This window comes from Mycobacterium sp. NGS40 (assembly GCF_059812735.1).
In genome coordinates this window covers 1-25,676 of record NZ_JCALDG010000003.1, presented here as the reverse complement: position 1 = coordinate 25,676, position 25,676 = coordinate 1, and the positions used below count along the sequence as shown (strand labels likewise).

At 65.8% G+C, this 25,676-nt stretch carries 29 protein-coding genes; 12 read left to right on the top strand and 17 right to left on the bottom strand.

The window, feature by feature from the left end; translation table 11 throughout:
* Positions 1 to 7 precede the first annotated feature (7 nt).
* Positions 8 to 889: a TIGR03854 family LLM class F420-dependent oxidoreductase gene (locus tag AC5Y5O_RS05820; protein WP_500024180.1), complete on the bottom strand. Its 882-nt coding sequence runs from the start codon at positions 887 to 889 to the stop codon at positions 8 to 10.
* 33 nt (positions 890 to 922) lie between these two features.
* Between AC5Y5O_RS05820 and AC5Y5O_RS05815 the strand changes: the two genes are divergently transcribed.
* Positions 923 to 1,438: a nuclear transport factor 2 family protein gene (locus tag AC5Y5O_RS05815; RefSeq protein ID WP_500024178.1), complete on the top strand. Its 516-nt coding sequence runs from the start codon at positions 923 to 925 to the stop codon at positions 1,436 to 1,438.
* Positions 1,439 to 1,446: 8 nt separating this feature from the next.
* Here the strand turns inward: AC5Y5O_RS05815 and AC5Y5O_RS05810 are convergent, their stop codons facing one another.
* On the bottom strand, positions 1,447 to 1,869 hold the full coding sequence (locus AC5Y5O_RS05810; RefSeq protein WP_096283401.1) for a nuclear transport factor 2 family protein: 423 nt from the start codon (positions 1,867 to 1,869) through the stop codon (positions 1,447 to 1,449).
* Positions 1,870 to 1,873: 4 nt separating this feature from the next.
* Positions 1,874 to 2,431: a TetR/AcrR family transcriptional regulator gene (locus AC5Y5O_RS05805; RefSeq protein ID WP_096283399.1), complete on the bottom strand. Its 558-nt coding sequence runs from the start codon at positions 2,429 to 2,431 to the stop codon at positions 1,874 to 1,876.
* Between the two features lie 86 nt (positions 2,432 to 2,517).
* Between AC5Y5O_RS05805 and AC5Y5O_RS05800 the strand changes: the two genes are divergently transcribed.
* On the top strand, positions 2,518 to 2,925 hold the full coding sequence (locus AC5Y5O_RS05800) for a hypothetical protein (protein WP_096283397.1): 408 nt from the start codon (positions 2,518 to 2,520) through the stop codon (positions 2,923 to 2,925).
* Positions 2,922 to 4,397 carry an FAD-dependent oxidoreductase gene (locus AC5Y5O_RS05795; protein ID WP_096283396.1) on the top strand — a complete coding sequence of 492 codons (1,476 nt, stop codon included), beginning with the start codon at positions 2,922 to 2,924 and terminating at the stop codon, positions 4,395 to 4,397. The genes AC5Y5O_RS05800 and AC5Y5O_RS05795 overlap by 4 nt, the downstream gene beginning before the upstream one ends.
* 7 nt (positions 4,398 to 4,404) lie before the next feature.
* Here AC5Y5O_RS05795 and AC5Y5O_RS05790 read toward each other — a convergent pair whose 3' ends face one another.
* Together AC5Y5O_RS05790 and espB are read right to left on the bottom strand one after the other, a co-directional pair.
* Positions 4,405 to 5,442 (bottom strand): ketopantoate reductase family protein, encoded by a 1,038-nt coding sequence (locus AC5Y5O_RS05790; protein WP_500024175.1) that lies wholly within the window; start codon positions 5,440 to 5,442, stop codon positions 4,405 to 4,407.
* A 153-nt stretch (positions 5,443 to 5,595) separates the two neighbouring features.
* Entirely contained in the window at positions 5,596 to 7,020 is a 1,425-nt protein-coding gene (gene espB, locus AC5Y5O_RS05785) for an EspB family ESX-1 secretion system-associated protein (RefSeq protein ID WP_500024173.1), read from the bottom strand.
* Between the two features lie 64 nt (positions 7,021 to 7,084).
* Here espB and AC5Y5O_RS05780 point away from each other — a divergent pair, with 64 nt between their 5' ends.
* Entirely contained in the window at positions 7,085 to 7,654 is a 570-nt protein-coding gene (locus AC5Y5O_RS05780; RefSeq protein ID WP_096283392.1) for a helix-turn-helix domain-containing protein, read from the top strand.
* Between the two features lie 123 nt (positions 7,655 to 7,777).
* On the top strand, positions 7,778 to 9,109 hold the full coding sequence (locus tag AC5Y5O_RS05775) for a cytochrome P450 (RefSeq protein WP_096283390.1): 1,332 nt from the start codon (positions 7,778 to 7,780) through the stop codon (positions 9,107 to 9,109).
* On the opposite strand, the gene AC5Y5O_RS05770 is transcribed toward AC5Y5O_RS05775, so the two are convergent.
* The gene (locus AC5Y5O_RS05770) at positions 9,084 to 9,614 is read right to left on the bottom strand and encodes a hypothetical protein (protein ID WP_500024430.1); all 531 of its coding nucleotides are present in this window, start codon (positions 9,612 to 9,614) and stop codon (positions 9,084 to 9,086) included. The two genes, AC5Y5O_RS05775 and AC5Y5O_RS05770, sit on opposite strands and share 26 nt — an antisense overlap.
* Positions 9,615 to 9,838: 224 nt before the next feature.
* Complete coding sequence (locus AC5Y5O_RS05765) at positions 9,839 to 10,012, bottom strand: hypothetical protein (RefSeq protein ID WP_165796260.1); 174 nt, start codon at positions 10,010 to 10,012, stop codon at positions 9,839 to 9,841.
* A gap of 130 nt (positions 10,013 to 10,142) precedes the next feature.
* Between AC5Y5O_RS05765 and AC5Y5O_RS05760 the strand changes: the two genes are divergently transcribed.
* The 4 genes from AC5Y5O_RS05760 to AC5Y5O_RS05745 are packed head-to-tail and all read left to right on the top strand — an operon-like array spanning position 10,143 to position 13,567.
* Positions 10,143 to 10,745, top strand: a complete 603-nt coding sequence (locus tag AC5Y5O_RS05760; RefSeq protein WP_500024170.1) for a TetR/AcrR family transcriptional regulator — start codon at positions 10,143 to 10,145, stop codon at positions 10,743 to 10,745.
* The gene (locus AC5Y5O_RS05755) at positions 10,738 to 12,315 is read left to right on the top strand and encodes a flavin-containing monooxygenase (RefSeq protein WP_096283383.1); all 1,578 of its coding nucleotides are present in this window, start codon (positions 10,738 to 10,740) and stop codon (positions 12,313 to 12,315) included. The genes AC5Y5O_RS05760 and AC5Y5O_RS05755 overlap by 8 nt, the downstream gene beginning before the upstream one ends.
* The gene (locus AC5Y5O_RS05750) at positions 12,312 to 13,139 is read left to right on the top strand and encodes a mycofactocin-coupled SDR family oxidoreductase (RefSeq protein WP_096283381.1); all 828 of its coding nucleotides are present in this window, start codon (positions 12,312 to 12,314) and stop codon (positions 13,137 to 13,139) included. Before AC5Y5O_RS05755 ends, AC5Y5O_RS05750 begins: the two co-directional genes overlap by 4 nt.
* Before the next feature lie 26 nt (positions 13,140 to 13,165).
* Positions 13,166 to 13,567 carry a protease inhibitor I42 family protein gene (locus AC5Y5O_RS05745; protein WP_500024167.1) on the top strand — a complete coding sequence of 134 codons (402 nt, stop codon included), beginning with the start codon at positions 13,166 to 13,168 and terminating at the stop codon, positions 13,565 to 13,567.
* Here AC5Y5O_RS05745 and AC5Y5O_RS05740 read toward each other — a convergent pair.
* From AC5Y5O_RS05740 to AC5Y5O_RS05720, 5 genes are all read right to left on the bottom strand, one after another.
* Positions 13,545 to 13,865 (bottom strand): DUF1330 domain-containing protein, encoded by a 321-nt coding sequence (locus AC5Y5O_RS05740; RefSeq protein WP_342930717.1) that lies wholly within the window; start codon positions 13,863 to 13,865, stop codon positions 13,545 to 13,547. The two genes, AC5Y5O_RS05745 and AC5Y5O_RS05740, sit on opposite strands and share 23 nt — an antisense overlap.
* 62 nt (positions 13,866 to 13,927) lie before the next feature.
* Positions 13,928 to 15,007: a calcium/proton exchanger gene (gene cax, locus AC5Y5O_RS05735; RefSeq protein ID WP_500024165.1), complete on the bottom strand. Its 1,080-nt coding sequence runs from the start codon at positions 15,005 to 15,007 to the stop codon at positions 13,928 to 13,930.
* 104 nt (positions 15,008 to 15,111) lie between these two features.
* Positions 15,112 to 15,966: a transglutaminase-like domain-containing protein gene (locus tag AC5Y5O_RS05730; RefSeq protein WP_096283373.1), complete on the bottom strand. Its 855-nt coding sequence runs from the start codon at positions 15,964 to 15,966 to the stop codon at positions 15,112 to 15,114.
* A 121-nt stretch (positions 15,967 to 16,087) separates the two neighbouring features.
* Positions 16,088 to 17,707, bottom strand: a complete 1,620-nt coding sequence (locus tag AC5Y5O_RS05725; RefSeq protein WP_500024428.1) for a CocE/NonD family hydrolase — start codon at positions 17,705 to 17,707, stop codon at positions 16,088 to 16,090.
* Between the two features lie 47 nt (positions 17,708 to 17,754).
* On the bottom strand, positions 17,755 to 18,426 hold the full coding sequence (locus AC5Y5O_RS05720; RefSeq protein ID WP_500024163.1) for a TetR/AcrR family transcriptional regulator: 672 nt from the start codon (positions 18,424 to 18,426) through the stop codon (positions 17,755 to 17,757).
* Between the two features lie 82 nt (positions 18,427 to 18,508).
* On the opposite strand from AC5Y5O_RS05720, the gene AC5Y5O_RS05715 reads away from it, so the two are divergent.
* Entirely contained in the window at positions 18,509 to 19,537 is a 1,029-nt protein-coding gene (locus AC5Y5O_RS05715; RefSeq protein ID WP_500024161.1) for a zinc-binding alcohol dehydrogenase family protein, read from the top strand.
* An 82-nt stretch (positions 19,538 to 19,619) separates the two neighbouring features.
* On the opposite strand, the gene AC5Y5O_RS05710 is transcribed toward AC5Y5O_RS05715, so the two are convergent.
* Genes AC5Y5O_RS05710 through AC5Y5O_RS05690 form a run of 5 tightly spaced genes read right to left on the bottom strand, consistent with a single transcriptional unit; the run spans position 19,620 to position 24,688 of the window.
* Entirely contained in the window at positions 19,620 to 21,137 is a 1,518-nt protein-coding gene (locus tag AC5Y5O_RS05710) for a SulP family inorganic anion transporter (RefSeq protein ID WP_096283367.1), read from the bottom strand.
* Positions 21,134 to 21,493: a hypothetical protein gene (locus AC5Y5O_RS05705; protein ID WP_133160805.1), complete on the bottom strand. Its 360-nt coding sequence runs from the start codon at positions 21,491 to 21,493 to the stop codon at positions 21,134 to 21,136. Before AC5Y5O_RS05705 ends, AC5Y5O_RS05710 begins: the two co-directional genes overlap by 4 nt.
* Positions 21,490 to 22,293 (bottom strand): ABC transporter ATP-binding protein, encoded by an 804-nt coding sequence (locus AC5Y5O_RS05700; RefSeq protein ID WP_500024158.1) that lies wholly within the window; start codon positions 22,291 to 22,293, stop codon positions 21,490 to 21,492. Before AC5Y5O_RS05700 ends, AC5Y5O_RS05705 begins: the two co-directional genes overlap by 4 nt.
* The gene (locus AC5Y5O_RS05695) at positions 22,290 to 23,180 is read right to left on the bottom strand and encodes an ABC transporter permease (RefSeq protein WP_096283363.1); all 891 of its coding nucleotides are present in this window, start codon (positions 23,178 to 23,180) and stop codon (positions 22,290 to 22,292) included. Before AC5Y5O_RS05695 ends, AC5Y5O_RS05700 begins: the two co-directional genes overlap by 4 nt.
* A 32-nt stretch (positions 23,181 to 23,212) precedes the next feature.
* A complete protein-coding gene (locus AC5Y5O_RS05690; protein ID WP_341477044.1) occupies positions 23,213 to 24,688 on the bottom strand; it encodes an ABC transporter substrate-binding protein in 1,476 nt (491 codons plus the stop codon).
* 236 nt (positions 24,689 to 24,924) lie between these two features.
* Between AC5Y5O_RS05690 and AC5Y5O_RS05685 the strand changes: the two genes are divergently transcribed.
* Both AC5Y5O_RS05685 and AC5Y5O_RS05680 read left to right on the top strand, forming a co-directional pair.
* Positions 24,925 to 25,326 carry a YidH family protein gene (locus AC5Y5O_RS05685; protein ID WP_423790839.1) on the top strand — a complete coding sequence of 134 codons (402 nt, stop codon included), beginning with the start codon at positions 24,925 to 24,927 and terminating at the stop codon, positions 25,324 to 25,326.
* On the top strand, positions 25,323 to 25,667 hold the full coding sequence (locus AC5Y5O_RS05680; RefSeq protein WP_096283359.1) for a DUF202 domain-containing protein: 345 nt from the start codon (positions 25,323 to 25,325) through the stop codon (positions 25,665 to 25,667). Before AC5Y5O_RS05685 ends, AC5Y5O_RS05680 begins: the two co-directional genes overlap by 4 nt.
* Positions 25,668 to 25,676: the final 9 nt, after the last annotated feature.

Below are 25,676 nucleotides of genomic sequence, written 5' to 3'. Positions count from 1 at the left end.
GCCGTGTTCAGTTGTGCCGGGCCGCCAGCTCGGCGACGAATCGATCGACGAAGTCTTCCACCGGCTCCGCGCCGGCCGGGCGAATGACGAATTTCGTCAACCCCGCGTCCAGATAGCCGTCGAGTTGGCGATGCAGCTGATCCCAGTCCGCGGCGATCAGGTCGGCGGGATCGACGTCGGGCCGACGCCGGCGGGCCGCCGCGACCAACTCTGGTGACAATTCGCCGTCGGCGACGCCCAATGAGATGCCGAAGTGATCTGGCTCAATCTGGCGGCCGACCTGATCGGCGGCGCGCTCGATCGCTTCGCGCCCCGCCCGCGCCTCGGCGGGGGTGAGGAAGCTGCCCAACCAGCCATCCGCCAGGGCGCCGATGCGGCGATATGCCGCCGGCGCCGAACCACCCAGCCAAATATCCAGTGGTGGAAAAGGTTTCGGCGTGATCGTCGCACCGCTGACGGTAAAGTACTGGCCGTGATAGCCGGCCGGATCCTCGGACAGCGCCCAGCGCAGCACCCGCAGCGACTCGTCGAACACCGCCGCGCGCTCTCCGTCCGGGACCGCGAACAGCTCACGCTCGGCCGGGATCGCCGACCGTAAACCGAAGACCGGAAGAACCCGCTTGGGTGCGATAGCCGCCAACGACGCCAGTTGTTTTGCCACCAGTACCGGATGGCGTCCCGGCAGCACCGCGACCGAAGTGCCCACCTTCAACTGCGTGGTGCGGGCGAGCGCATAGGCCATCCCGACCATCGGATCCACCGTTGGTGCATAGACAAGTTCGGAGAACCACAGCGAGTCGACGCCGGCGCTCTCCAAATGATCGACGATGCCGGCGAGTTGGTCCGGTGTGCTGTCCGCACCAAGTCCGACCCCGAAGCGAATCTTCACCCGCGTCTCCCTTCGCGCTTACTATCCAGCAGCATGACCGACAGCGACGTTACGGCGATCACTCAATTGGTGAACCTCTACGGCCTGGCCGTCGATTCCCGGCGCTGGGAACTGTTCGACCGGATCTTCGCCGACGATGTGGATGCCGACTACGGTCCGGCATCGCGCTGGACGGATCGTGAGCGGTTCAAGTCCGAGTTCGCCACATTCCATGACCCTTTCGATTCCACCCAGCACACCATGTCCACCCATGTGGTCCAGGTCGATCAAGACCGCGCGCACAGCTTCTGCAACGGCGGCTGGCGGCTGGTACGCAAGGCCGTCGACGGCAACCCCCTTTGGGAGGGCAGCGGTTGGTACGACGATGCGTGGGTACGCACTCCCCTCGGCTGGCGGATCACTCACCGGGTCTGCCGCATCACCTGGTGGACCGGAAATCCGTTCGTCGACGAAACGGTTCCTGGCGTGCGGTTCGACCTGGCCACCGCGGTGTTGCGCCGCGAAGCCGACGCCGGGCGCGTCGGGATCCTCGGTGCGGTCCTGAAGTAGCGCCGCTGTCAGGCGGTGGCGAACTTCTCGGCCAGTTGGACAGCCTCCTGCTGGATCCGGCCGAACTGGGCGGCCATCGCCTCGGACAGCGCCGTCGCGCCGGACAGCGGACGCACCATCACCATGAAGTCGTCGATCAGGCCGTCCTCGTCGAAATGCAGAAAGTCGCAGCCGGTGATCTTGACGCCGGGCGCCCCGGATAGGCCGGTCTCGAAGATCAGCGCATGGTCGCGGCCGTCGGCGCCGGTGATCTCGCGGACGTAGTGGAAGCCCTCGAAGATCCGCAGTACGCCGCGCAGAATCGCCGCGGTGATCGGCTTGCCGACATAGGGCTTGAACGCCACCGGGCTGGTGAACACCACGTTGTCGGACAGCAAGGCCTGGATGGCTGCCTCGTCGCGGTCCTCGACCGCCTTCCGGAAGGGATGCATCAGATCATGGTGCCGGATTCACCAGGTAGTGCACGAACACGGGTCGCAGCCATTCGATGAGCCTGGTGTCGTCCATGTCGGCCAGGGACGGGATGCACAGTATGTAGCGGGCCGTCGCGAGGCCGAGAAGTTGCGATCCCACCAGGGCGGCGCGCTCGTGGGCGCGATCGGGGACGACCGCCGATAGTGCCGGGGTCACCTGATCGACGAACATCGCGAGCAGCGCGTCCGCGGCGGTGCGGTTGGTCGCCGCCGCGCGCAGCAGCGGCAGCAGCGGCCCTTCCGGTCCCCACACGCCGATGAACAGCGGCAACAACAGATCGGCGATGCGCTCGGGGGCAATGCCAGTGAGGTCGGGAAACTTGACGTCGAATCGGGAGGCCGCGGCGAAAAGCTCTGCCTTGCTTCCGAAGTAGTGCATGACGAGCGCCGGGTCGACGCCGGCCTCCGACGCCACCGATCGGATGGTGGTCCGTTCGAAACCGTGGTTCCCGAATTGCGAACGAGCGGTCGTCAGGATCGTCGACCGGGTGGCCGCTGCGTCGCGGGCTCTGGGCGCCATGGGGAAAGTGTATTCAACAATTGTTGACATCATCAGCGCTCCGGCCTACCGTTTGATTTCAACAACTGTTGAACGGGGGTACGGCCATGGCCGTCACAGCAATCCAGATCGGACTCGATCCCGACGTCATCGACTACTCCTCACCCGACTTCGCGCAATTCCCGGGCCTGTCGCGGAAAAAGCTGCGCACCGCGAACAACGACAACGTGGCCGCGCTGCGCGACGCGGGCTACGAGGTCGACAACTGCCTCATCGACTTCGGCGATGCGGGTGCCGACAAAGCCCGCACCTGGCTGGAGGCCAAGCGATACGACGCGGTGCTCATCGGTGCCGGCGTGCGGCTGATCCCCAACAACACGCTGCTGTTCGAGTCGATCGTCAACGCCGCACACATCACCCAGCCCGACTGCCGCTTCGTCTTCAATCGCGCAGCCGTAGCGACGCCCGACGACATCCGCCGCTGGTACCCGCACCCGGAAGCGGTGGCGCGATGACTGTCCACCACGTCGATGTGCTCGTCGTCGGCGCCGGACCGACTGGACTGACCGCCGCCGGTGATCTCGCTCGCTCAGGCCGCTCGGTCACCGTGCTGGAGAGGTGGCCCACGGTCAACCCGTCCAGCCGGGCCTTCGCCACCATGGCCCGCACGCTAGAGGTCCTCGACGCCCGGGGGCTCGCCGCAGACCTCTTAGCGCGTTCGCATCAGGCACCGGGCGTCACGATTTTCGGCGGTGCCCGCATCGACCTCACCCACCTCGACTCGCCGTATCAATTCGCGATGATCACGCCGCAGACCAATGTCGATCGGGCACTGGCCGACTACGCCGCCGCGCAGGGCGCCGGCGTCCGACGTGGTGTCGAAGTCATCGGCCTCGACCAGGACGACGACGGCGTGACGGTGACCGTGCGACCGCACGGCGACGAAGCGGGGCCGCACACCCGTTGGCGGGCAAAGTATGTGATCGGTGCCGACGGTGCGCACAGCACGGTGCGCGCATTGGTGGGTGCGGACTTCCCCGGCCGCACGATCCTGTCGTCGATCGTCCTGGCCGATGTGTTGCTCGCGCACGGACCCGCCGGGCGCGGCCTGACGCTGGGCAGTACTCGCAACGAGTTCGCGTTTCTGGCCCCCTACGATGATCGCGATGCCAGCGGTGCGTGGTACCGCGCGATGGTCTGGGATCGCACGAATCAGCAACCCGACAACGTGCCCGTCGACTCCGACGAGATCGGCGGCATCCTGGCCCGGGCGATAGATCCCGATCCCGGCTTGCTCAACGTGGGCTGGAAGTCCCGATTCCATTGCGACGAACGCCAAGTCGCGCAGTATCGGCACGGGCGAGTGTTCCTGGCCGGCGACGCCGCACACGTCCACTCCCCGATGGGCGGTCAGGGCATGAACACCGGCATCCAGGACGCGGCCAACCTCGCATGGAAGATCGACGCGGCGCTCACCGGCGCGGACGACGCCGTGCTGGACACCTACCACGACGAGCGTCATCCGATCGGCAAACGAGTGCTGCTGCAGTCCGGCTTGATGGCCCGCGGCATCAAACTCCACCAGCCAGTCGCTCGCGCCGTTCGAAATCTACTGGCGCCCAACATTCTTCGCGTTCCCCGCGTGCGTGACGCGATCGCCGGGGGCTTCGCCGGAACAACGCTGCGGTATCCCCACCACAAGGGCGAAAGTTCGTTGGTAGGCACCCGTGCCACGCAGATTCCGTTGCGGCACGGCAGGCTCACCGAGCTGCAGCGCCTGCCCGGGTTCGTCTTCATCCGCGAGCGGGGCGCGGACCCGATCGACGCGGCGGGACTCGCGCAGGCCGAGCGGGCCGACGAGGGACCGGCAGTATTGGTGCGTCCCGACGGCTACATCGCCTGGGCGGGTGCCTCAACCGACCGGACCGCGGGCGCGGAGGCGCTCGCGCGTTGGACGGGTCGTGAACTCGACTGTCTAGCAAAGTAGTTGGCCGTCAGCCGATTCTGTCGACCCCCACCAGTTGTGCCAGCTGCTCGGCCGAATAGCGTCCGGGACCCTGGCCACTGAGGACCGTTGCCCGGGCAGCGCGGGCTAAGGCGGTGTTCAGGGGGGCTTCGATGCCGTGTTGATGAGCGAGCCGGACGATCTCGCCGTTGAGGAAGTCGGTCTCCACGTTACCGGTCTGGCGGCTCAGCGATTGCCAGGTGGAATTGCTCGGTCCGGTGTTCGATCCGGGCACCAGCCGTATCGTCGGCCCGTCGGCCCGGGTGGCCGTCGAGACCTCGAACGAGACGAATTCGATTCCCGCGTACCGCAATACGTTTTCGCCCTCGCGTCGCAGCGCGGCCACTATCTCGCCGGCCGTGTCGCCGGTGAGGGCGCCCACGGCGTTGCCGAGGTTGCTCAGCAGCTTGTTGTACTTCCATGGGGCGACGTCGTCGGGCGTGCGGACCAGCACGCCGGCCGCTGTCCAGGATTCCGCGAGGGCGGAAAGCAGGTCGGCGTCCTCCCGCGTGCACAGCGCCGCGGGCCACCGCGAAATGTGGAACTGCCCGACCACCGGCCACGCTCGCACGATGACCTCACCCGGTTCCAGGTGCACGGCGGGCAACCACACGCACACCCCGAATACCCGGCGAAAGTAGCGCAGCGCTTTCTCTTCTGCGGCAACGCCGTTGAGTGCGGTCATCGCCGGCAGTCGCTCACCCGCGGTGCCACCGCCCGGGCCATGGACGGGTCGGTCGACCCATTCCTGTAGTGCCGCATCGAGTTGCTGGGTCTTGGTGGCGAACACCAGGACGTCACGATCGGTCAACCGAATGTCGTCGGGTCCTCGCGCCGTGCTGACCGCGGTACGGAAGGCGCCGTCGGGCGTCTTGAGCGTGATGCCTTCAGCGGCTAAGACCTCGGCATGCCGGCCGCGCGCGACCAACACCGTTGGGATACCGGCGCGGGCCAGCACCCCACCCACGGTGCCGCCGATCGCGCCGGCGCCGACGATCACGTATCGGTGGTCAACTTCCGCAGACAATTGGCCCACCTTCCGTCCGCTCCCATGTTTTCCTGCGCGAGGTTACGTCGGCTTGCTGGGAGCTCGGGTGAGCATACGAGAGCGGGCCTCCGCCGGAGGTTGCTGGCACCCCGCGACCAACAACCTCTGAAGAAGGCCCGCTCCCTCTTTCCCTCAGTGGTCTGCGGCATCCTTCGGTCGGCGCCGGCCGAGGATGGCCTCGGTCCAGGCGCGGTTCTCGGTGTAGATCGATGCGTCGGCCTGCCGGCGTTTGCCCTTGCCGGCCTGTTGTCCCTGGCCGCCATGCGCACCCATCGGCGGCACGCCCATGCCGCCCGCGCCCATCGCGCCTGCGCCCCCCGGCATAACGCGGCCCAGTGCCGCTGGCGTAAGTGCTGCCGGCGCCGGCCGGAGGCCCCCTCCTCCTTCGGCCGGCGCCTGCAGTGGCATCAAGGGGACCGATCGCAGCGGCGGTATCCCGGCGCCACCGGCCGACGCGGGTTTCATGCCGGCCGCTTTCGACGGGTCCGGCACCGCGGTTGGAGCACTGCCCGGGGTCGCGTCGGTCGGCGTCGCGGCCGTCTCGGCAGCGGGCATGGCACCCAACTCCGATCGGTTCTCTGCCGTTGGCAGCTCCCCGTAGGGAGAGTCGGAATAGGGCGTTTCGGTGCCGGGACCGACGTCGTAGGCCCCGGGGTCGATCGGTGGCACGACGGCACCGGCGGCGGGAGCCATCGGCGGACTGATCGGCGGCAGCGGCAAAGCGGCCCGCTGCTCGTATTCGCCCAGCACCTGTTCGGACTTCTCCTGCAGCGCGGCGTACTCCTCTTCCAGCACGGGCTTGAGGTCGGACCACTGCATCTTCCAGGGATAGGTGGTCTGCCACTGGTACCAGAGGTAGTCGAGGTCCTCGACCTGTTGCACCGTGGGATGCTCCGGAAGCGCCCAACTTTGCGTCGATACGACGCCGCGGGCCTGGGTCGCCATCAGGCCGCACAGATCCGCCATTTGGTACAGCCACGCCCGTTGCTGGTCGAAGTTCGCCTCTACCGCGTAGCGCGCGTCGCCCTCCCAGGACTCGAAGGGCCGGAACCGATACGCGGCCTCCAACAACGCCCGCTGATACGCGGTCCACGCATCGGCGAAGCTGGTGAACCCCGCGCCCTGATCGGGTTCGCTGATCTCCTGCGCTGCCTCTTTGACGTCGCGGTACGGCGCCTCTTCGCCTGCTGCAGCGATTTGCGTGTCGGTGAGCGGCGGCGGGGCGATGCTTTTCATCTGGGTTCCGGTCGTCACCGCCGACACGGACTCATCGCCGCCGTCGACGGCCACCGCGGCGCCGGTGTCGACCTCTTCATAGGCCTTGGCGGCATTGCGCAGGGACTCGGCCAGAGCTTCCCACTCTCGTTGGCCGGCTTCCAGGTAGATCCGCATGTTGTCGGCGGACAGCGCGAGTTGAGCCGCCGCTGTGATCACCATCGGTAGGACGCACGGGGCCTGGGGGTTTTCGGTAGGCAAGCCCGGGATCGGGGCCTCCAGCTCGTCGGCTCGGGCCATCAGCTCCTCGTACTCCACGCTCAGCGTCTGCGGCTGTGTCATGGCAGATCGTTCCCCTCGGAGTTTCGTTGGTGTAGTCAAGTGACTACGGTGATAGTGTAGACATATGACTACACGCGGCGCAAGCCCCGATGCAGCTCCCATTCCGACCGGCCGCGCGGAGGTGACGGCCGCGATCCTGGACAGTGCGGCGGAGATGTTCGCCGAGCGCGGGCCCGGGGCGGCGTCGATTCGCGACATCGCAGCCAGGGCCCATGTCAACCACGGCTTGGTGTTTCGCCATTTCGGGACGAAAGAGAAGCTCGTCGCTGCCGTGCTCGATCACCTGGCCGCGAAACTGGCTACCCTGACCGACGGCGATGCGTCCGCGGAGGAGAGGGAGGCGGCCACCTCCATCCACCTTCGGGTCATCGCGCGTGCCCTGCTCGACGGGTTTCCAGCGGGCAAACTGCAGTCCAGCTTCCCCGCTGCGGCCCGGCTGCTGGAAGGCATTCGGCCCGAGCACGAGAGCGAAGAGAGCGCCCGGCTCGGCGCCTCGCACGCGATCGCTCTGCTGCTGGGTTGGCAGTTGTTCGAGCCGTTCGTGCGCGCGGCAACGGGACTGCAGGATCTGTCTCGCGAGGAGTTGCGCGAATCGATGTTCGCCGAGATGGCCAGGCTGGCCGAACCGCACTGAGGCCGCAGTGAGGCCGCAGCACCGTCGTCTCGAGATTCGGCACCGGCGGATGCTCGGTAGGCTGAGTGGGCGTCGAAAGCCCCGAGGAGGCGCCGATGTTCCGCACCGTTTGGGTGAGTTGACATGAGCCAGACGACGCCGGCCGCGACCGATCGACTCGCGCAGCTGCCGCTTCCACCCGGCCCGCGGGTGCCCGGCGTGGTGCAGACCGCACTGTTCTCCCATCGGGATCGCATCACGCCTTGGCTGCGCAAGCACTACGGCGACGTCATCGCGGTCTCCGTCCTGGGCCGGCCGTCTGTGCTGGTGTGCAGTCCTGAGCTCAATCGGTCCGTGCTGAGCGGCGAGCCGACGACCTTCCACGCGGGCGAAGGACGAATTCAGGGGATTCGGAACGTGATGGGTGAGGGCTCGGTGGTCACCACCGACGAAGCTGCTCACCAACGACTACGCAAACTGCTGGTGCCACCGTTCAACGGCGCCGCGCTGCGCGGCTACCGGGACATGATGAAGGAGCTGGCCGCCAGGGAAATCGGCCGGTGGCCGGTCGGCACCCCGTTCGCCGCGCAGCCGCGGATGAACGCCGTGACGCTGGAGATGATGCTGCGCGTGGTCTTGGGCCTGCGGGAGGGACCCCAGCTCGACGCGCTTCGTGTCCCGTTCTCGCGACTCGTCTCCGCATCCATGGCGGTGTACGCCGGCGAGGTGGTCCCGCAGTTGCAGCGGTTCGGGCCCTGGAAACGATTCCGTCAACTGCGGGAGCGGATCGATGACGCGCTCTACGCGGAGATCCGCGAGCGCCGCAGCGCTGGCACCACCGCCGATCGCGGCGACGTGCTATCCCAATTGATTGCCACGCAAGTAGATGGAGACCGGCTCTCCGATGCCGAGCTGCGCGACCAGATGGTGACCCTGCTGCTGGCGGGCCACGAGACCACCGCCATCACGCTGTCGTGGACCCTGCACGACCTGGCGCATGATCAAGCGCTGCAGGACAAGGCCATCGCGGCCGTCGACACCGGCGACGACAAATACTTCGAGGCGGTCATCAAAGAGTCGATGCGGCTACATCCGGTGTTCTACGCCGTCGCACGACGCCTGACCCACGATATCGAACTCGGCGGTTACCGCGTCCCCGCCGGCTACACCGTGTTCGCGGGTATCGGCCCGGTCCAGTCCGATCCCGGACAGCACGCCGATCCGCACGCGTTCCGTCCCGAACGGTTCTTCGACGGCTCTGCCACCGCTTGGAACTGGTTGCCGTTCGGCGCCGGCGTACGCCGTTGTCTCGGTGGCGGATTCGCGATGATGGAATCCACCGCGATCCTTCGTGAGGTCCTGCTCAACTACCGTCTCTCGCCCGGGCGCAGCCGGCCCGAGACAGCCCGCGCGCGTCATGTCGTCTACATCCCCTCTCACGGCGCCCGCATCATCGCTCACCGGCGCGCGAAATAGGCTGTCCAAGTAGCGAATTGATCATCAATTCGCCGTCGCTGTCCACCTGCGTAGCGGCACTGTCGTCCTGCCGGAAGTCGACGAAAGCCGACTGGTGAGTCGAGGTGTTCAGCAACTCGTTGAACGTGCCGATCACAGGAATCGGCCCCTGCGGACCCGACACGTCCGCGGTGTAGTTGATGAATGCCTCCTGCTGAAAGTTGGTGTCTTGCAGTGTCCTCGTGATGGGTGCGCTCAGGTTCTTGACGTTGATCAAGCCGGCCGCCGGCGTCCCGGATAACTGGTTGATGTCGGCCTGCAGCATGCCGACGAGATCGGTTCCGTCGGCCGGTTTGACCGCCACCTGCAACTGCGCGCTGGAGTCGTTGTCGGACAGGGCCACCCAGTTGGGGCCGCGGTGCGCGACCGTCCAGCCCGGAGCCGGCGTTATCGAGACGCCATTCACGATGGCGATCGAGCCGGCCGAAGCCAGCCGCACCGACTGCCTATTCCCGGTTGCGATCATGACGACCGCCGCGGCCACGACGCCGGCGATGGCGAACATCCACAACCGCCGCGCGAATCCGCGGGCCTGGTAATGAACTCTGGGTGACGACGTGGTCATGCTCTTGCTCCTGACGCTAAATGGGCGGTTGCTTAACTCGCCCTTTGACTTCAGCGTCGTCCGACAGTACGGAGCTTGTCCAAGATCGGGTTGCTATGGCTCGATACAAGCCGATTATCAAGCCTTTACGCGGCAGTGGCGGGAGCAGCCGATACGCCGGTTACCTCGGAGTGCACATGGCCGCAACTACCGCAGCGCACCTCATACTCGAGTTTGTTGTCGCCGAGTTCGAGGAACCGGTACTCAGCGAACGCCGCGCATCGCGGACACCGCGTGCGACCATGCTCAACCGTCGTCATCTCGGCCCCCTTCTCAAATATGGCTTCGTGAAAATACCCGCTCAATACCTGGTCAAACCATCGATTTTCGGCGCTCGTCCGATCCACTGCGCCATTGACCGCATTGAACATATATCGCTAATGTGTTCAAGTGCCCGTCGATGCCGCGCGAGACACCAGGCCGGTGCCGAACGCGTTATTGACCGCCGCCTCCGACACGCTGCGCCAGCTAGGGCCCCGGCGCTTCAGCCTGACGGCGGTGGCCGAAGCCGCCGGCGTATCGCGTGGCACCGTCCACAATCTGTTGGGCACCCGCGACAACGCGATTGCCACCGCGCTGAATCAGTTGGCCGCCGGGTTCATCGACACCATGGCCGTCGAGATCGCCGAGGAAGCCACCCTGGCCGAGCAGGCGGCCGCGGTCGCGGTGCTGATTTGTGCGCACCGTCAACGCTCGCAATCGATACCGCGCGGCCTGGATCGCGGCATCCTGGTCCTGCTGTTGGATCACGGCGGCGACGAGTTGATGCGGCGCGCGATCGAATTGTGGAAGCCCTTGGTCCAAGCCGCTCAGCGCAACGGAGAAGTCGGTCCCACGGTCGACGCGGCGCGCGCCAGCGAATGGATCGTGCGAATGCTGTTCAGTTTCGAGCTGATCCCGCCGATCGCGGTCAACCTCGACAATCCCCGTGCCGTGCGCCGGTACGTCTGCGATCACATCGTCGCCGGGCTGACCGGGGCCGGCCGTGGCTGAACCCGACTATGAAGTGGCGATCATCGGTGCCGGGCCGGGCGGGATCGCGGCAGCAAAGTTGTTGCGTGACAAGGGCATCAATGACTTCGTCATCTTGGAGCGCGGGCCCGACTTCGGCGGCACCTGGCGGGACAACCACTACCCCGGTCTGGCCGTCGACATCCCCGTGCTCTGGTACCAGCTGTCCTTCGCGCCCAACCCCAACTGGACGCGGTTCTTCGCGCCGGGACCGGAGATCTACCAGTATCTGCGCGACACCGCGGCGCGGTTCAAGCTCTACAAGCACCTGCAAGCCAATGCCGAAGTCGTCCAACAAAAATGGGACGCCGCAGGCAGTCGGTGGCACCTTTCGATCAAGGATCGGCCGCCGGTGTCGGCGCGCTTCGTGATCAACTCGGTGGGCGGCTACGTCAACGCCAAGGACGTCACGGCCATCGACGGCATCGACGACTTCGCCGGAACCATCCTGCGGCCCAATGCCTGGGACGACGACTATGACACCGCGGGTAAACACATCGCCGTCATCGGCACCGGTTCCAGCGGAGTCCAGATTGCCGGGGCTTTGTCGGACCGGGCCGCCAGCCTTGTTGTCTATCAGCGCACTCCCGCGTGGGTGCTGCCCAAGGTCGACTTCGACATCGCGCCATGGATGCGCCGGCTGTTGCGGCTGCCCGGAGCGGTCGGTGCCGTCAATGCCCTGGGGCGGGCAAGCATGGACGCTTTCATGCTCGCGCCGCTGATGCATCTGCTGCCGCTGCTGCCCGGCCGGGTACTCACGCGCCTGATGCCGGTCTACGACGCCTGGTGCCGGCTGCTGTACCGATTGCTGCTGCGCGCAGTGGTCGAGGATCCGCAGACGCGCCGCGCGCTGGTTCCCCGCTACGGCCTGCTCGCCAAGCGTCCGGTTATCTCCAGCAGCTTCCTGCCCGTGTTCAACCATGAGGGCACGCAGCTGGTCACCACCCCGATCGAGCGCTTCACCCGTACCGGGATCCGGACCACCGACGGCACGGATCGCCCCGTCGATCTGATCGTGCTGGCTACCGGCTACGAGCTATGGACCGACCCTGAGACCTACCGTCCCGGAACAGTTCTGGGCGACAACGGCTTTGACCTTGCGCAGTTTTACCGCGCCGAGGGGTTGCGCAGCTATTCCGGGACGGCGCACCCGCGGCTGCCCAACCGGTGGGAGATCGTTGGACCGCTCGGCTTCGTCGGATTCGCGTGGCCCGACTTCGTCGAGACGATGGCGGCCCACGCCGTGCGCATGATCGACGAGGTGCGGCGGCGCGGCGCGGCTTCCGTCGCGGTAAGCCAATCCGCGTTCGACCGCTGGAACGATCAGATGCAGCGGCAGGGCAAGGCCGTTCACCTCTACCTGACGGCCTGCAATCCCGGCCTGTCCACCTATTTTGTGAACTCTCAGCGCGACACCGTCTACCACCGCCCGCAGACCATCACCGCGTCGCGGCGGTTCAGCCGGCGATCGCCGTTGACGGACTACGAGTTTCGCACTCAACCCGCCATCCAGCCGCAGCCGGCACCGCCAGCAGAGGAGCTATCGGCATGACCGAAACCGCCACGCCGCTAGCCGGGAAGGTCGCCTTCGTGACCGGAGCGGCCCGCGGCCAGGGCCGCTCACACTGCGTCCGGTTGGCCCGCGCCGGAGCCGACATCGTCGCGATCGACGCGTGCGCGCCGGTCGCCGAGCACAACGGCTATCCCCATGCGACACCCGAAGACCTCGCCGAGACGGTCAATCTGGTCGAGGGTGAGGGCCGCAAGATCCTTGCCGAGGAGGTCGACGTCCGCGACCTGGCCGGCCAGCAGCGCGTCGTGTCGAATGCGATCGAACAATTCGCACGGCTCGACATCGTCGTAGCCAATGCCGGGGTGCTGAATTGGGGCCGGGTGTGGGAGATTTCGGCTCAACAGTGGCAGGAGACGCTCGATACCAACCTCACCGGGCTGTGGAACACGATGAAGTCCGTGGTACCGGCCATGATCGACGCCGGTAATGGTGGATCGATCATCAACATCAGCTCCGCCGCGGGAATCAAGGCAGTGCCGGGCTGCGGGCATTACTGCGCAACCAAGTTCGGTGTTGTCGGCCTCACCAACTCGCTGGCGATCGAACTCGGTGAGTTCGGCATCCGCGTCAACTCGGTGCACCCTTATGGCACCGACACCCCGATGGGCAACGACCTGTCGATGTACCAGGTCTTTCAAGACCACCCGCACTACATCCACAGCTTCTCGCCGGGCGCACTGCCTACCGAGTCGCTGGCTGCCCCCGACCTGATCTCCGACATCGTCGTCTGGCTGGCCAGCGACGCGTCCTCGTTGGTCACCGCCGCACAGATCCCCGCCGACAAGGGCTATCTCAAGATTTGAGTCGCCGGGCAGTTAGCGTGGTCAACATGCTTGGGAAGCTGGCAATGCCGTTGGCCTGCCTAGTGCTGGTTGCCGGCTGCTCCAGCCCGGACGCGGCGGCGCATGATTCCGACAACGGCGGACATGTCACGATTCACAAGGGCGATATCTTCGACATCGTCTTGACCGACGACTACCCGACGTCGCACTGCCAATGGCACGAAGAAGGCTCGCCCGATACCGCGATCCTCAAATATCTCGGGTCCCGGTATCAGTGGGACAACAAAGCGCCCACCGCCCCCGGCGTCCATACCAGCAGATATGAAGCCACCGGCGCGGGCACCGTGCATGTGACGCTCGTGCAGGAGGACAACGCGAGCAATGTCGCAAGGCGCTATGGGCTGGATGTGACTGTGCAGAAAAGGATCATCGATTTAGGAGCGGCCTGAGGTCGTCGAGACGGTCGAACAGGTGCCAGATGTATTTCGATGATCCGTCCTCGCGATGCGGATGCAGATCGGCGAGTTCCGGGTCGCTGCAGTAGTTGTCGAAGGCTTCCCGCGATTCCCACTCCACGAGGATCAGCACCTGACGCGGTTCGATGTCGCCGAGAACCGCCTCCTGAAATTTTCCGAGCGCAACGACCCGACCGCCGTGCTTGGCCACCTCGGCAGGTGACCGTCGTGAGTAGGCGCGGTACTCGTCGGCGTCGGCGATGTCGAAGAGGTTCAAGGCATAGACGCTCATGTCAGAGACGTTACGTGCGCCAGCGATTCGCCGCTATGAGCGGCCGGCCGAGCAGATACGGGTCAACCCCACCAGAAAGCTGCGGCGATGATCCCGTAAAGGACGACCAGGGTGGCGCCTTCGAGCCACGTCGATTCGCCGTCGAACGAGATGAACGCGGTGAGGATGACCGCGAGCAGCAACGCCACCACCAACATCGGGCTGAAGACCAAGGTCAGCCCGGCCATGCCGGTGGCCTGCGAGATGAGCACCAACGCCGGCCCCAGCACCAGCGAAATCTGCAGTGGCGAATTGAGAACGACCGAGAACGCGTAGGCTGATTGCCCTTTGGCGGCAAGCTGGATGCCGACGAAATTCTCCACCGCGTTGCCGGCGATCGCCACCACGACCAGGCCTGCGAACACCTCGGAGATGTTGAGGGCGTGCATGGCCGGTTGCAGCGCGTCGACGAACCACTCCGACACGAAAGCCGCCAAGACCCCGGCGCCGGCGAGCATGCCGATCGCGAGCCAGACGGGCCAGCGCGGGTGCTCGTGGATTCCGGCGGGCTGGGCCTCGTCGTCGTGCCGGCGTAGCGAGGCCGGCAAGGATAGGACGAACAGCCCCAGCAGCAGCACCGAAACGACGATCGACAGCGCGTCTTCGTGGTGGGAGGCCGGGGTGTGGATCCAGTAAGCCACCGACGGGATCGACAAGGCCGTCACCGACAGCAACATCAGCACCGTCACGGTGCGGGCCCGGTTGGACCCGAGTTGCTGGGTGCCATGACGTAGTCCGCCGGCCACGAACGCGAGACCCAACACCAGCAGCAGGTTGGCCAAGATGGATCCGACCAAAGCCGCGCGGACCACGTCGACCAGTCCGTGCCGCAGACTGAACAGGCAGATGAACAGCTCCGGAAGATTGCCGAGCGCCGATTGCAGCACCCCGGTGGCGCCGGCTCCAAAGCGGTCGCCGAGCTGATCCACGCTGTGGCCGACGAGCGCCGCGAGCACACCCACCGCCGCGGCGGCGATGAGGAAGGTCAACACCGAGTTCCAGCCGCCGAAGTGGGCGAACCCGGCGCACAGCACCAACGCCACCGACAGGATCAACAGGATTCGATCGGATCTGACCAGGACGGGCGTGGCGGCATCCGGCATGGATCAACCCTAGTGTCAGTCGACGCGATGCCCCGACCCGGCAATGACCACCGGGGCGGCTTCAGCCGCGACGGGCGAAGGGGCCGGCGATCGCTTCACTACTCCTACCCCAGGCTGACGAGCTGCTCGACGGAGTCCTTCGGCAATTCACCGTCGACGACCGCGGTGACGGTCATATTTTGCAGGTTGATGGCACCGCCATGGTTGTCCAGGAACGCGGTGTCGGCGGCATCGCGGCCCGTGGCAATACGGACCATGGACTGGCGCGGTGCCAGGCAGGTGGCGTCGACGACCTGCCAGACCCCGTCGATCAACGCCTCGGCCACGGCATGAAAATCCATCGGCTGGCAGCCCGGTGCGTACACCGCGACCAGTCGGGCCGGGACATTGACCGCGCGCAGCAGCGCAATCACCAGATGGGCATAGTCGCGGCACACGCCGGCACCCGCGAGCAAGGTGTCGGCGGCCCCGTCGATCGGATCACTAGACCCGGGAACATAATTCAGCCGGGTGCCAACCCACGACGAGACCTTCTCGAGCAGAGTCACCGAGGTGCCGTACTGCTGGAATTCGGTTGCGGCGAAACCGAAGAACTTGTCGGCTTCGGCGTATCTGCTCGGGCGCAGATAGGTGATGGCGTCGATGTCGGTGACGGGTTCGAGGTCCGCGTGACCGACGACCGTCGCCTCGTACGACGCGGTGACTGTTCCCTTGTCGGCGGGCAGGACATGGATTCGGGTTTGATGCGCACCGATGATCTCGCGCGGCTCAACGGTCTTGCCGTTGTGCTTGATGGTCAGCGATTCGCTCACCTCGAGGCCTGGTTGACGACTCACCGTGATCTGGAAGTCCAGCACCGTGGGCTCGGTCACCTCGACTTCCATTTCCGCGCCAACGCTGCGGCGAACGTCGGTCGTGCTGCTGTCGTCTGTCACTCCGCGGCGTCTCCATGCAGGCATACGATCAAGCCTCTCCTCAAAGCGAGCCGAATCCCGCGCGCTGCTTGGCAGGGCTTTCGTTTACGCACTTTCTACCGGACAACGCCTCTGCCCGCTCGTCGGCAGCCAGCGACTCAAGGCGCTAACGCCGGTTGGACGCCACGACGGGCAGCTCCAGACACGAGGACGCGTGCGCGACGGTGTGGCGTGACGGCTTCATCGCGAAGGCGGTCAGTGGCGGTTCACCCGTGCCGAGGTTGCGGGCGTAGTGCGGGTGCGAGCCGCCGGCAATCATCAGCCTGATCCGTGTCCCGGCTCGGAAGCGGTGGGCGATGGCATCCAACGGGATTCGCACGGTTGGGTCTTGGTCGACGCGCCGTAGGAAACCCTCGGAAACATTGCGCGAGCGACCGCGCGAATCGACCTCGCTGAGCCGGACGAAGACATCGGCATGAGGATTGTCGGTGCAATGCTGCAGTTGCACCGATGGCGTTCCGATGACCTCCCAGTCATGTGTCAACGGCGCTGTCGTGAAGGTGATCACATCGTCTCGCAGGCTCAACGCGGTGTCGTCCCGATACCCGACGTTGGAAGCGGACAGCAACGGCCCGCCGATCGTGGGAGTGGGATCGGCGGGGTGGTAGGTGAATCGCGACGCCGACTCGTCGGTGGCCGCAGCCTCCGACAGCGCGGCACCCGAATTGAGATAGAGCGTTCGGGTTCGGCTGGCCGGTGGCCAGTCGGGTAGGTCGCGCCAGCCAGGGCCGCCCGTGACGAAGATACGCACCGGACTCCGAGCCGCCGCACTCGTGCCGGCGAGATGCCTTGCCAGCCAGGGCAATGTCTCGCGGGTGATCAGTCCGGCCGACCTACCCAACATCTCGAGGTGTGTCCACGCACCGATGTGCAGCGCCGGATTTGATCCGTTGGCCTTCAGCCGCCGGTACTGCTCGAGCGTCTGACCGAGGAAGAGGTCCTGCCACCCGCCGATCAGCAGCACCGGAATTCTCGTGCGGTCCGGAGCCGCCTCGACGTCCGCGCGCCGCCAGTACTCGTCGTTGACACCGCTGTGCTCCAGCGCGTCTTCGTACCACGATGCTCCTTGCCGCAGCAGGTCCCGCCCGCTGCGGCCCAGCGGCAACCGGTTCGCCGCCGCCCGCACGCCACGCTCGGAAGTGAACTGCCGCAGCGTTCTTCGCGCGGGGCCGCCGATCTCTTGATTGGCGACCTGAGCACACCACCACAACACATTGTTCAAGGCGAGTCCGCCGTTTCGTGCGATAAGCGACTTGGACTCGTGGGGCCCGACGATGATGACCGCGGTGACGAGTTCGGGAGGTGGGTCGACGAGCAGCGCCCACTGGGTGAAGCCGAGATACGACTGGCCAAGGGTGGCGAAAGTGCCGGTGAACCAGGGCTGGTCGCGCAGCCAGGCCACGGTGTCGGCCCCGTCTTCGACTTCGTGTGTGGCCGGTGCGAATTCGCCGTCGGAACCGAATGTACCGCGCACACTTTGCAATACGACGTGATAGCCACGTTGGGCATATAGCTGGGCGTATATCCACGACACCGGCGCGCCGCGGCCATAGGGGCTGCGCAGCAGTAGCGTGCCGGCCGGTGTCGCGGTGCGCGGCAGGTAGTGATCGGCGCGAAGGACGACGCCGTCGCGCATCGGCACGGGGACACTTTTGCGCACCGAGTAGTCGGTCGTCGCCGGGGGCAGGCCGAGCATGCGGTTCATCGCGCGATCGACTAGTCGCATACCTGCCGAGCGTTCAACCGCCGGTACCTCGCGAATCAGCTTGTCCGTCATCGTGTTTCCCGGTCCGTCCAGAACTGCCAGGGATGGTCGTCGGCGAACGTCCTCCAGCCGTCGGTCGATGCGCCCGCGAGAAACAGCGCAATCGCATCGCCGACAAGGGCCTCGCTCTGCGATTCCGTGATCCGGCCCGAGGTGACCAGGCCGCCAATGCCCTGCACACTCGCCGACAGCACCAGCGTCAGGCGTTCCACGTCGCTCGCTGCATACACACCGGCGTCGACACCGCGGGAAATGATGCGCAACAGTGCCGCCATGTGATTCACGAATGCGTTGCGGACCGCATCAGACGGGTTGTTCACCTTGGCCGCGAACATCAAGTCCAAGAGCGCGGGCTCGGCTACCGCGAATTCGAGATACGCCGATGCCACGGCATGCAGGGCGCGTCGGAAGTCGGCGGGTTCTCGTGCGGCCGCATCACCGATTCGCTCGGCCAGCTGATCGAAGCCGCGTTCGGCAAGTGCGTCGAGCAACGCATCACGATCGGCGAAGTGCTTGCGCGGGGCGGCATGGCTGACGCCGGCCTCACGCGCCAGCTCCCGCAGGGACAGCGCGTCCAGGCCGCCCTCCCGCAGCACCGCCTGCGCTTGGTCGAGCAGGACGGCACGCAAGTTGCCGTGGTGGAACGGCTTCTGCTCGGCCACCTCACCAAAAGTAGTCATTGACTACGTAGTTGTCAACGACTACTTTCGGCTCTGGTTGGTCGCGCGGTGGGCACGCCCCTTGAGGAAAAGGAATTCGACTGTGAATCAACACAATACGGCGTTATGGCTGCGCACACCCGACGGTCCCTGCGAGGTCGGCCCCGCCGAATACACCTCACCGGGCCCCGGCGAAATCGTGGTCCGCGTGCGCGCCGTCGCGGTAAACCCTATCGACGTCATCACCGGCCCGCTGCTGCAGCAGATCCTGCCGTGGCTGACCTACCCGGCCGTCGTCGGATCCGACGTCGCGGGCGAAGTCGTCGAGGTCGGGCAAGGTATTTCCCGGTTTGCTCCCGCAGACCGGGTCGTCGGAGGCGCGATGGGTATCGAACAATCGCAGAATCGCCCGGCGGAAGGCGCTTTTCAGCACTACGTCGTGCTGAAGCCGCACATGGTCTCGCCCATTCCAGACGACCTGTCGTTCCGGCAGGCCGCCGTGCTGCCGATGGGGCTCTCGACCGCGGCGACCGGTCTATTTCAACAGGACCACCTCGGGCTGACGATGCCGAGTGTCGAGCCGTTCGACAAGGGCGAAGCCGTGCTCGTGTGGGGCGGGTCAACAAGTGTGGGCAGCAACGCAATTCAGCCCGCCCGCGCCGGGGGCTACGAAGTGATCGCCACCGCCTCGCCGCGCAACTTCGACTACGTGCGATCCCTCGGCGCATCGGCCGCGTTCGACTACGACAGTCCGGGCGCCGTCGACGAGATCGTCGAATGGATCGGTGACCGCGAGCTGGCCGGCACGCTGGCCATCGGGCACCAATCGGTCGAGGCAGGGATCGCGATCGCGAGCCGAACCAGCGGTAGCAAGCGCGTCGCGAGCGTCATGCCGAGCCCGACCACCCAGCACGGTGACGTGTCGGTGAGCGGCATCTGGGGTGGCTCGTTGAAGGACAACGAAGTTGGGCCCGGAATCTACGTCGAATTCCTACCCGCAGCACTCGCTAACGGCAGCTACCGGGCTGCTCCCCCCGCGACCATCGTGGGCGAGGGACTGGCGCGCATTCCCGACGCGTTCCAACGCCTCATGGCCGGTGTGTCGGCCGCCAAACTCGTCGTGACCCTGTAAGCCGGACCCGGCTACAGGCCTGCCTGGACATGCCATGCCCGGAATGTCTTACGACGCACCATAAACGGGACGGCGATCGCGGTCAGACGCCGAGTCGGCCGGATAACCGGTTGAGGCGCTCGAGACTGGCGCCGTCCAGACCGCTGATCCGTACGGTCTTGCCACGGACCTGGTATCTGTTGCGAATGGCGTCGAGAGTGGCCACCGCGGAGGCGTCCCAGATGTCGGTGTCGGACATGTCGATGAGGACGTCCTTGGGATCATTCACATAGTCGAATTGATGCACGAGGTCGTTGCTGGAGGCGAAGAAAAGCTCGCCTCGTACCCGGTACACGCGGGTCTCGGAGTCGTCGGTCGTGGGTAGGTGATCGGATTCCACAATGGTCAGATGGGCGACGCGGCGGGCGAATGCCACCGTGGCGGCGAGCACGCCCAGCGTCACCCCGACTGCCAGATTTCCGGTAGCCACGGTCGCGACGACGGTGAGGATCATGACTACGGTCTCGCTGCGCGGCAGCACTTTCAGCGTGCGTGGCGCCACACTGTGCCAGTCGAAGGTGGCCGCCGAGACCACGATCATGACGGCGGCCAGCGCCGCCATGGGTATCCGCCCAACCAGGTCACCGAGGGACATGATCAGTAGCAGCAGAAACCCCCCAGTGAAGAAGGTCGACAACCGCGTCCGACCGCCGGCGACCTTGACGTTCATCATGGTTTGGCCGACGACGGCGCAGCCGCCCATGCCGCCGAACATGCCGGTGAGGATGTTGGCCACTCCCTGGCCCCAAGATTCGCGGGTCTTGTTGGACGCGGTTTCGGTGATGTCGTCGACGAGCTTGGCGGTCATCAAAGATTCCAGCAGACCGACGAAGGCCACGCCGATGGCGTAGGGAGTGATGATCTGCAGGGACGTCCACGTCAACGGCACGTGCGGAATCGAAGGCAACGGCAGCGAACGCGGCAGTGCCCCTTGAGATCCCACGTCGGGAACGTGCCAGCCGAACGCAACCACCGTCGCCGTCAGCACCAGCACGACCACCAACGGCGCTGGCAGGGATGTGGTGAGCCTGGGCACTACGACCATGATCGCGATGCCCGCGGCGGCGAGCGGGTACACCAGCCACGGGACCCCCAGCAAGTGCGGCAGCTGCGACACGAACACCAGGATCGCCAGCGCGTTGACGAAGCCGATCATCACGCTGCGCGGGATGAACCGCATGAGTCTCGCGACCCCGGCCAGGCCGAGGAGCACCTGGATGACGCCGGCCAGCATGATCGTCGCGATCAAATAGCTGACTCCGTGCTCGTGGCTGATCGGGGCGACGACGAGGGCCACGGCCGCGGTGGCCGCGGAGATCAAAGCCGGTCGGCCACCGGCCACCGCGATGGTGATTGCCATGGTGACCGAAGAGAACAGGCCGACCCGCGGGTCGACCCCCGCGATCACCGAAAAGGCGATCGCCTCAGGAATCAAGGCGAGCGCCACCACCAATCCGGCGAGTGCTTCGGTGCGCAACCGTGCGGGGCTGCGCAGCGCGCCCAGCACGGAGTTGTCGGGACCCGTCGCAGCCGCGCGGGTGCCCGGGGTCTTCAGACTCATGACCACGGAAACCGCTGTTCCAGGGCCTCGAGAAGTTGGCGGACTTCTCGCATCCTTGCTTGCAACAACACCATCTGGTCGGGAGGACACGGGGCAGCGCGCCCACGTGCGCCGAGTCCCGCGGCGGCTCCCAGCTCGGCATGCTCTGCCCGCAACAGGTCGGCGAATAGACGTGCTTGTGCGATGTCGGCGTAATGCCCAGAGGCCGTCGGGAATTGGTGGCTCGCTGGCCGGAGGCTCTCGGCGGCAGAGTACGGGATATGTTCGCGCACCGATACGTAGGGCACGTGGTAGCGGCCGCGGTGCGCGTTGGCGCTGAGATCTCGCGGTGTTCTCAGGTCGCTTTCTGTCGTCACTGTCCTTCACCGCCTACGGCGGAGTGGCACGCGGGGCGCGGCGCGTCTTGTCGGTCATCCGGGTCGTGCCCCAGAAATTGCAGGATGTCGTAACGCCGCCGTTGGTAGCCTTCGGTGAATTGCGCTGCCGGAGAACGTGGTTCGTCGATCGTGATGATGCCTGCGACCGTAGCGGGCCGGTGGCTCAGCAATACGATGCGATCAGCGAGCAACAGTGCCTCGTCGACGTCGTGAGTGACGAACAGGATGGTCATCTTCTGTTGCTCCCACACCGTCATCAGTAGTCGTTGCATTTCCAGTCGAGTCTGAGCATCCAGAGCACCGAATGGTTCGTCCATCAGCATCACCTTTGGCTCGCACGCCAGGGTGCGGGCGAGTTGAACTCGCTGGCGCATGCCGCCGGACAGATGGCTCGGCAGATGGTCCCCGTAGGATCCGAGGCCTACCTGATCGAGACGGCCTTGCGCCGCGGCTTTCGCCGCCTTGCCCCGGAGCCCGCGCAGCCGAATCGGGTACATGACGTTCTTCAGCGCGGTGCGCCACGGGAACAGTGCGTCTTCCTGAAAGACCATGGCGCACTGGGCTGCATCGCCCGCGACAGGTGCGCCGTCGACGGCGGCGTGCCCGCTCAGCGGAGTCAGGAGTCCGGCCAGCGCTCGCAGGATTGTCGACTTTCCGCATCCCGACGGACCGAGGAAGACGACGACCTCGCCTGGATCGATGTCCAGGGTGACGTTGGCGGCGACGACTCCGTTGAATCCCAGCTTCAAGCCGGCCAGCCGAACCGCACCGGTGCTCACTGGCCGGCCCTTGGTAACCAGTGGTTAACTCGCCGGCCCACACGTTCTACTGCCCACGCCGTCATCAGGCCCAACGCGCCGATCGAGATCATGCCGACGACCACCCCCGGGTAGTCCAGCAGGCCGTAGGACTGCCAGGTGTAGTAGCCGATACCGAACTGTCCGGAAATCATCTCGGCGCTCACCACACAGATCCACGCCACGCCCATCGCGACGGACAGGCCGGCGAAGATGCCGGGCAGTGCACCAGGGAGGATCACGTGCCATAAGAGTGACAGTCGGCCCGCCCCCATTGTTTTGGCGGCCTCTTCCCACACCTTCGGTAGCGATTCCATGGCATGGATGGTGCTGACCACGACGGGAAAGAAAGCGGCGAAGAAGGTGATGAAGACGATGCCCTGTTCGCTGGAAGGAAACAGCAGGATGGTCAGCGGGACCAGGGCTATCGCCGGGATGGGCCGCACGATCTCAATGAAGGGCCGCAGCGTCATCCTTGCTGTCGGTGAGCGACCGATCAAGACTCCCAGGGCGATGCCGGCCGCTGCGGCAAGCCCGAACCCGAGCAGAATCCGCTGCAGGCTTGCCAGCAAGTCGTCGTAATAACCCCCGGAGCTGATCCGCGCAGCCAGGGCGTCGACGACCCGCATCGGGGCGGGCATCCGATTAAATCGCAGCCAAGCGACAACGTTGTGAGCAGTGAGCATCTGCCACAGCGCGACGAACGCGGTGATCGGAATCAGCGGCAGGAACAATGCCGCAGCGCGGCGCCGTATGCCCGCCGGAATGCGCCAGGTGATCCGCCGCCGCGAGCTGAGCCGCGGTGCTGAGGCCGGCAAGGCTGGTGTGGGTTTGACGGCCAGTTGATGGGGGTTCAGTGTGGTTGTCACGGGGTTCCTTCCTCTACGGGGTCTGTTGTCGGCTATCCCAGCGACCGAGACTGCGCTACAGCTGCCGGATAAGTGAGCGGCGTGGCCGCCGGGTGACGCGCGCGGTAGAACTCGGCGCCGGCGTCGGTCGCAAATGGTTTGTAACGCTGCATCGCCGGCGCGGTCGGATCATCAAGCCAGACAGCGTGATTCGCGAGCAATCTGGTGTGGCTGATAGCGTCGGGCACGTAAGCGGCCCGCACCGCGGCGGTGGCCGCAACCTGGCGCAGCAGGCACGTCGGCGTGGCCGCTACGGTAGTGGTGGCGGCGCCTTGCGGCCACAGCTCCGACGCCTCGGCCGGATCGCCGACGGGCTGACGGCACACGCCGTCGTATCCGGTCAGCCGGCTGGCGTTCGCGACGTCGGCGCGCCGGCGCTCGTAGTCGGGGCCGAACAGCTCCCGCAAGTATTCGTCATTGATGAACGACGCGACGTCGAAGTCCTTGCTCACCGACCCCCGGGCGACCAGGAATTTCTTGACGTTGTCGGCAGCCAGCACGAGTTGTTGCTTGAGCGTCATGTCAAAAGACACCAGGCCGTTGGGTCCGTTATAGAGATAGACAACCTCGGGTTCGATGCCGGTGAGCTGGCTCACCCGTAACGCGGCCGAGAGCGGATTCGCGACGATGTAGTCGGTGGTCGTCTTCATCGCCTGCATGAACGCGGCCATCACGTCGTGGTTGGCGTCGGCGAACTGTCTGCGGACGACGACGCCGTGGAAGGTCGGCACCTCGTTGTCGCCGCCGTCGTAAAGCAGCCGGCCCTGGTTGCGGAAAATCACCAGCTGCGGCCACGGCACGAACTGCGCCAATGCGTCGACTTGCCCGCCGTCGATCGCCGAGGCCCCGATCGACGGATCCTGGTTCACAATGTGGATGGCATGCGTGTCGATACCGTTGTGTTGCAACGCGGTTGAGAACATGCCGTCCCCCGCCGATCCAAGGCTGGTCGACACCCGCTTGCCGACGAGGTCGGCGAGTGTGTGGGCGGCGGAACCGGTGGGCACCACGACCTGGTTGAGGGAACCGCGCAGGCTATAGCCGGTGGTAGCGATCAGTTCGGTTTCGGAATCGCTGTACCTTTTGGTCTTCGATCCGTTGGCAAGTAGCGGGTAGTCGCCCATCGAGCCGATGTCCACATGCGTCGCGATCATCTGCGCGGTGAGAGGTGCACCGGAGGCGAAGTCCTGCCATACAACGCGGTACTTCTTGCCGGTGGACTTGCCGAGTTGGCCCAGCGCCTTTTCGAACTCACCGCGATCGCGCATCAAAGTTCCGACATTGACGGTGTTGATGGTCTTGGACTGGTAGCCCACGTTGACCACCTCGGCGCCCTCGCTGAGTAGGCCGCATCCGCTGAGCATCTGCACTGCGGGCACGACGAGCGCGGCGGCGACCGCCCGCGCACGCGACCAGGGGGCTCGCCCGGTGCGTCGGCCGGGACGGTCGGTCTGTCTTACGTCGTCCACGCAGTCCAGCGTCGGGGCAATCTATTACCGCTCGATCACTGGACGTTGCGCCACCGTTACGCCATCTGGCGTTTTCGAGCCGCGAAGGTCACGGTGCCGCGGTTCGGCATCCGGGCGCGGTTCGCCATGGCATCGCGTGGCAGTCTTCGGCGCCGAGAACGGCGCACATGACACTTGAGTTACGCCACCACCGCCGCTCTGGCGCCGAACCACGGCCACCGAAAGACTAGATGATTGTGGAATCTACAAGCTCGTCAACCACATTGGACGCCAACGGTGCAGCATCCACCGCCACCGCTGCCGAACCGGACTATCGATTCACACTGGCGAACGAGCGGACATTTCTGGCATGGCAGCGCACCGCGCTGGGCTTGCTTGCCGCGGCGGTCGGTGTCGTGCAGTTCCTGCCGGAATTGGCCGTCCCGGGGCTGCGGCATATCCTCGGCGGTGTGCTCGGCACCGTGGCGATGCTGACTTCGGCTGCTGGCCTGCATCGTTGGAGCCAAGTCGACCACGCGATGCGCCTTGATCAACCCTTGCCCCGGCCGTCCACTCCGATCTACTTGGCGGTGGCCCTGATTACGGTCGGCTTGGTGACAGTAGCCCTGGCATTGGCCGCGTCCGGCGTCAGCCGATGATCCACTCGGCAGCCACGTCGCCGGACCGCGGGATGCAGCCCGAACGCACGGCACTGTCCTGGACGCGTACGTCACTGTCCGTCGTCGCCTCCGGGGTGTTCATTGTTCTCAAGGATCGCACCGTGACCGACCCGAACGGGAGCACCGTCCGACTCGGTATCGGCAGTGCGGCAGCGTTACTCGCGCTCACGGTGTTCGCCGTGGGTATCCGCCGGCGCCGCACTCTCACGGTCCGCCCACTGCCTCCGCAACTATGCGCTCGCGCCGCGGTACCTATTGTCGCCGTCTTGGTCGTGGCGTTGACGGTAGTCGTGGTTGCCTATCTGGCACTCGGGGTGTGATTCGGCGAC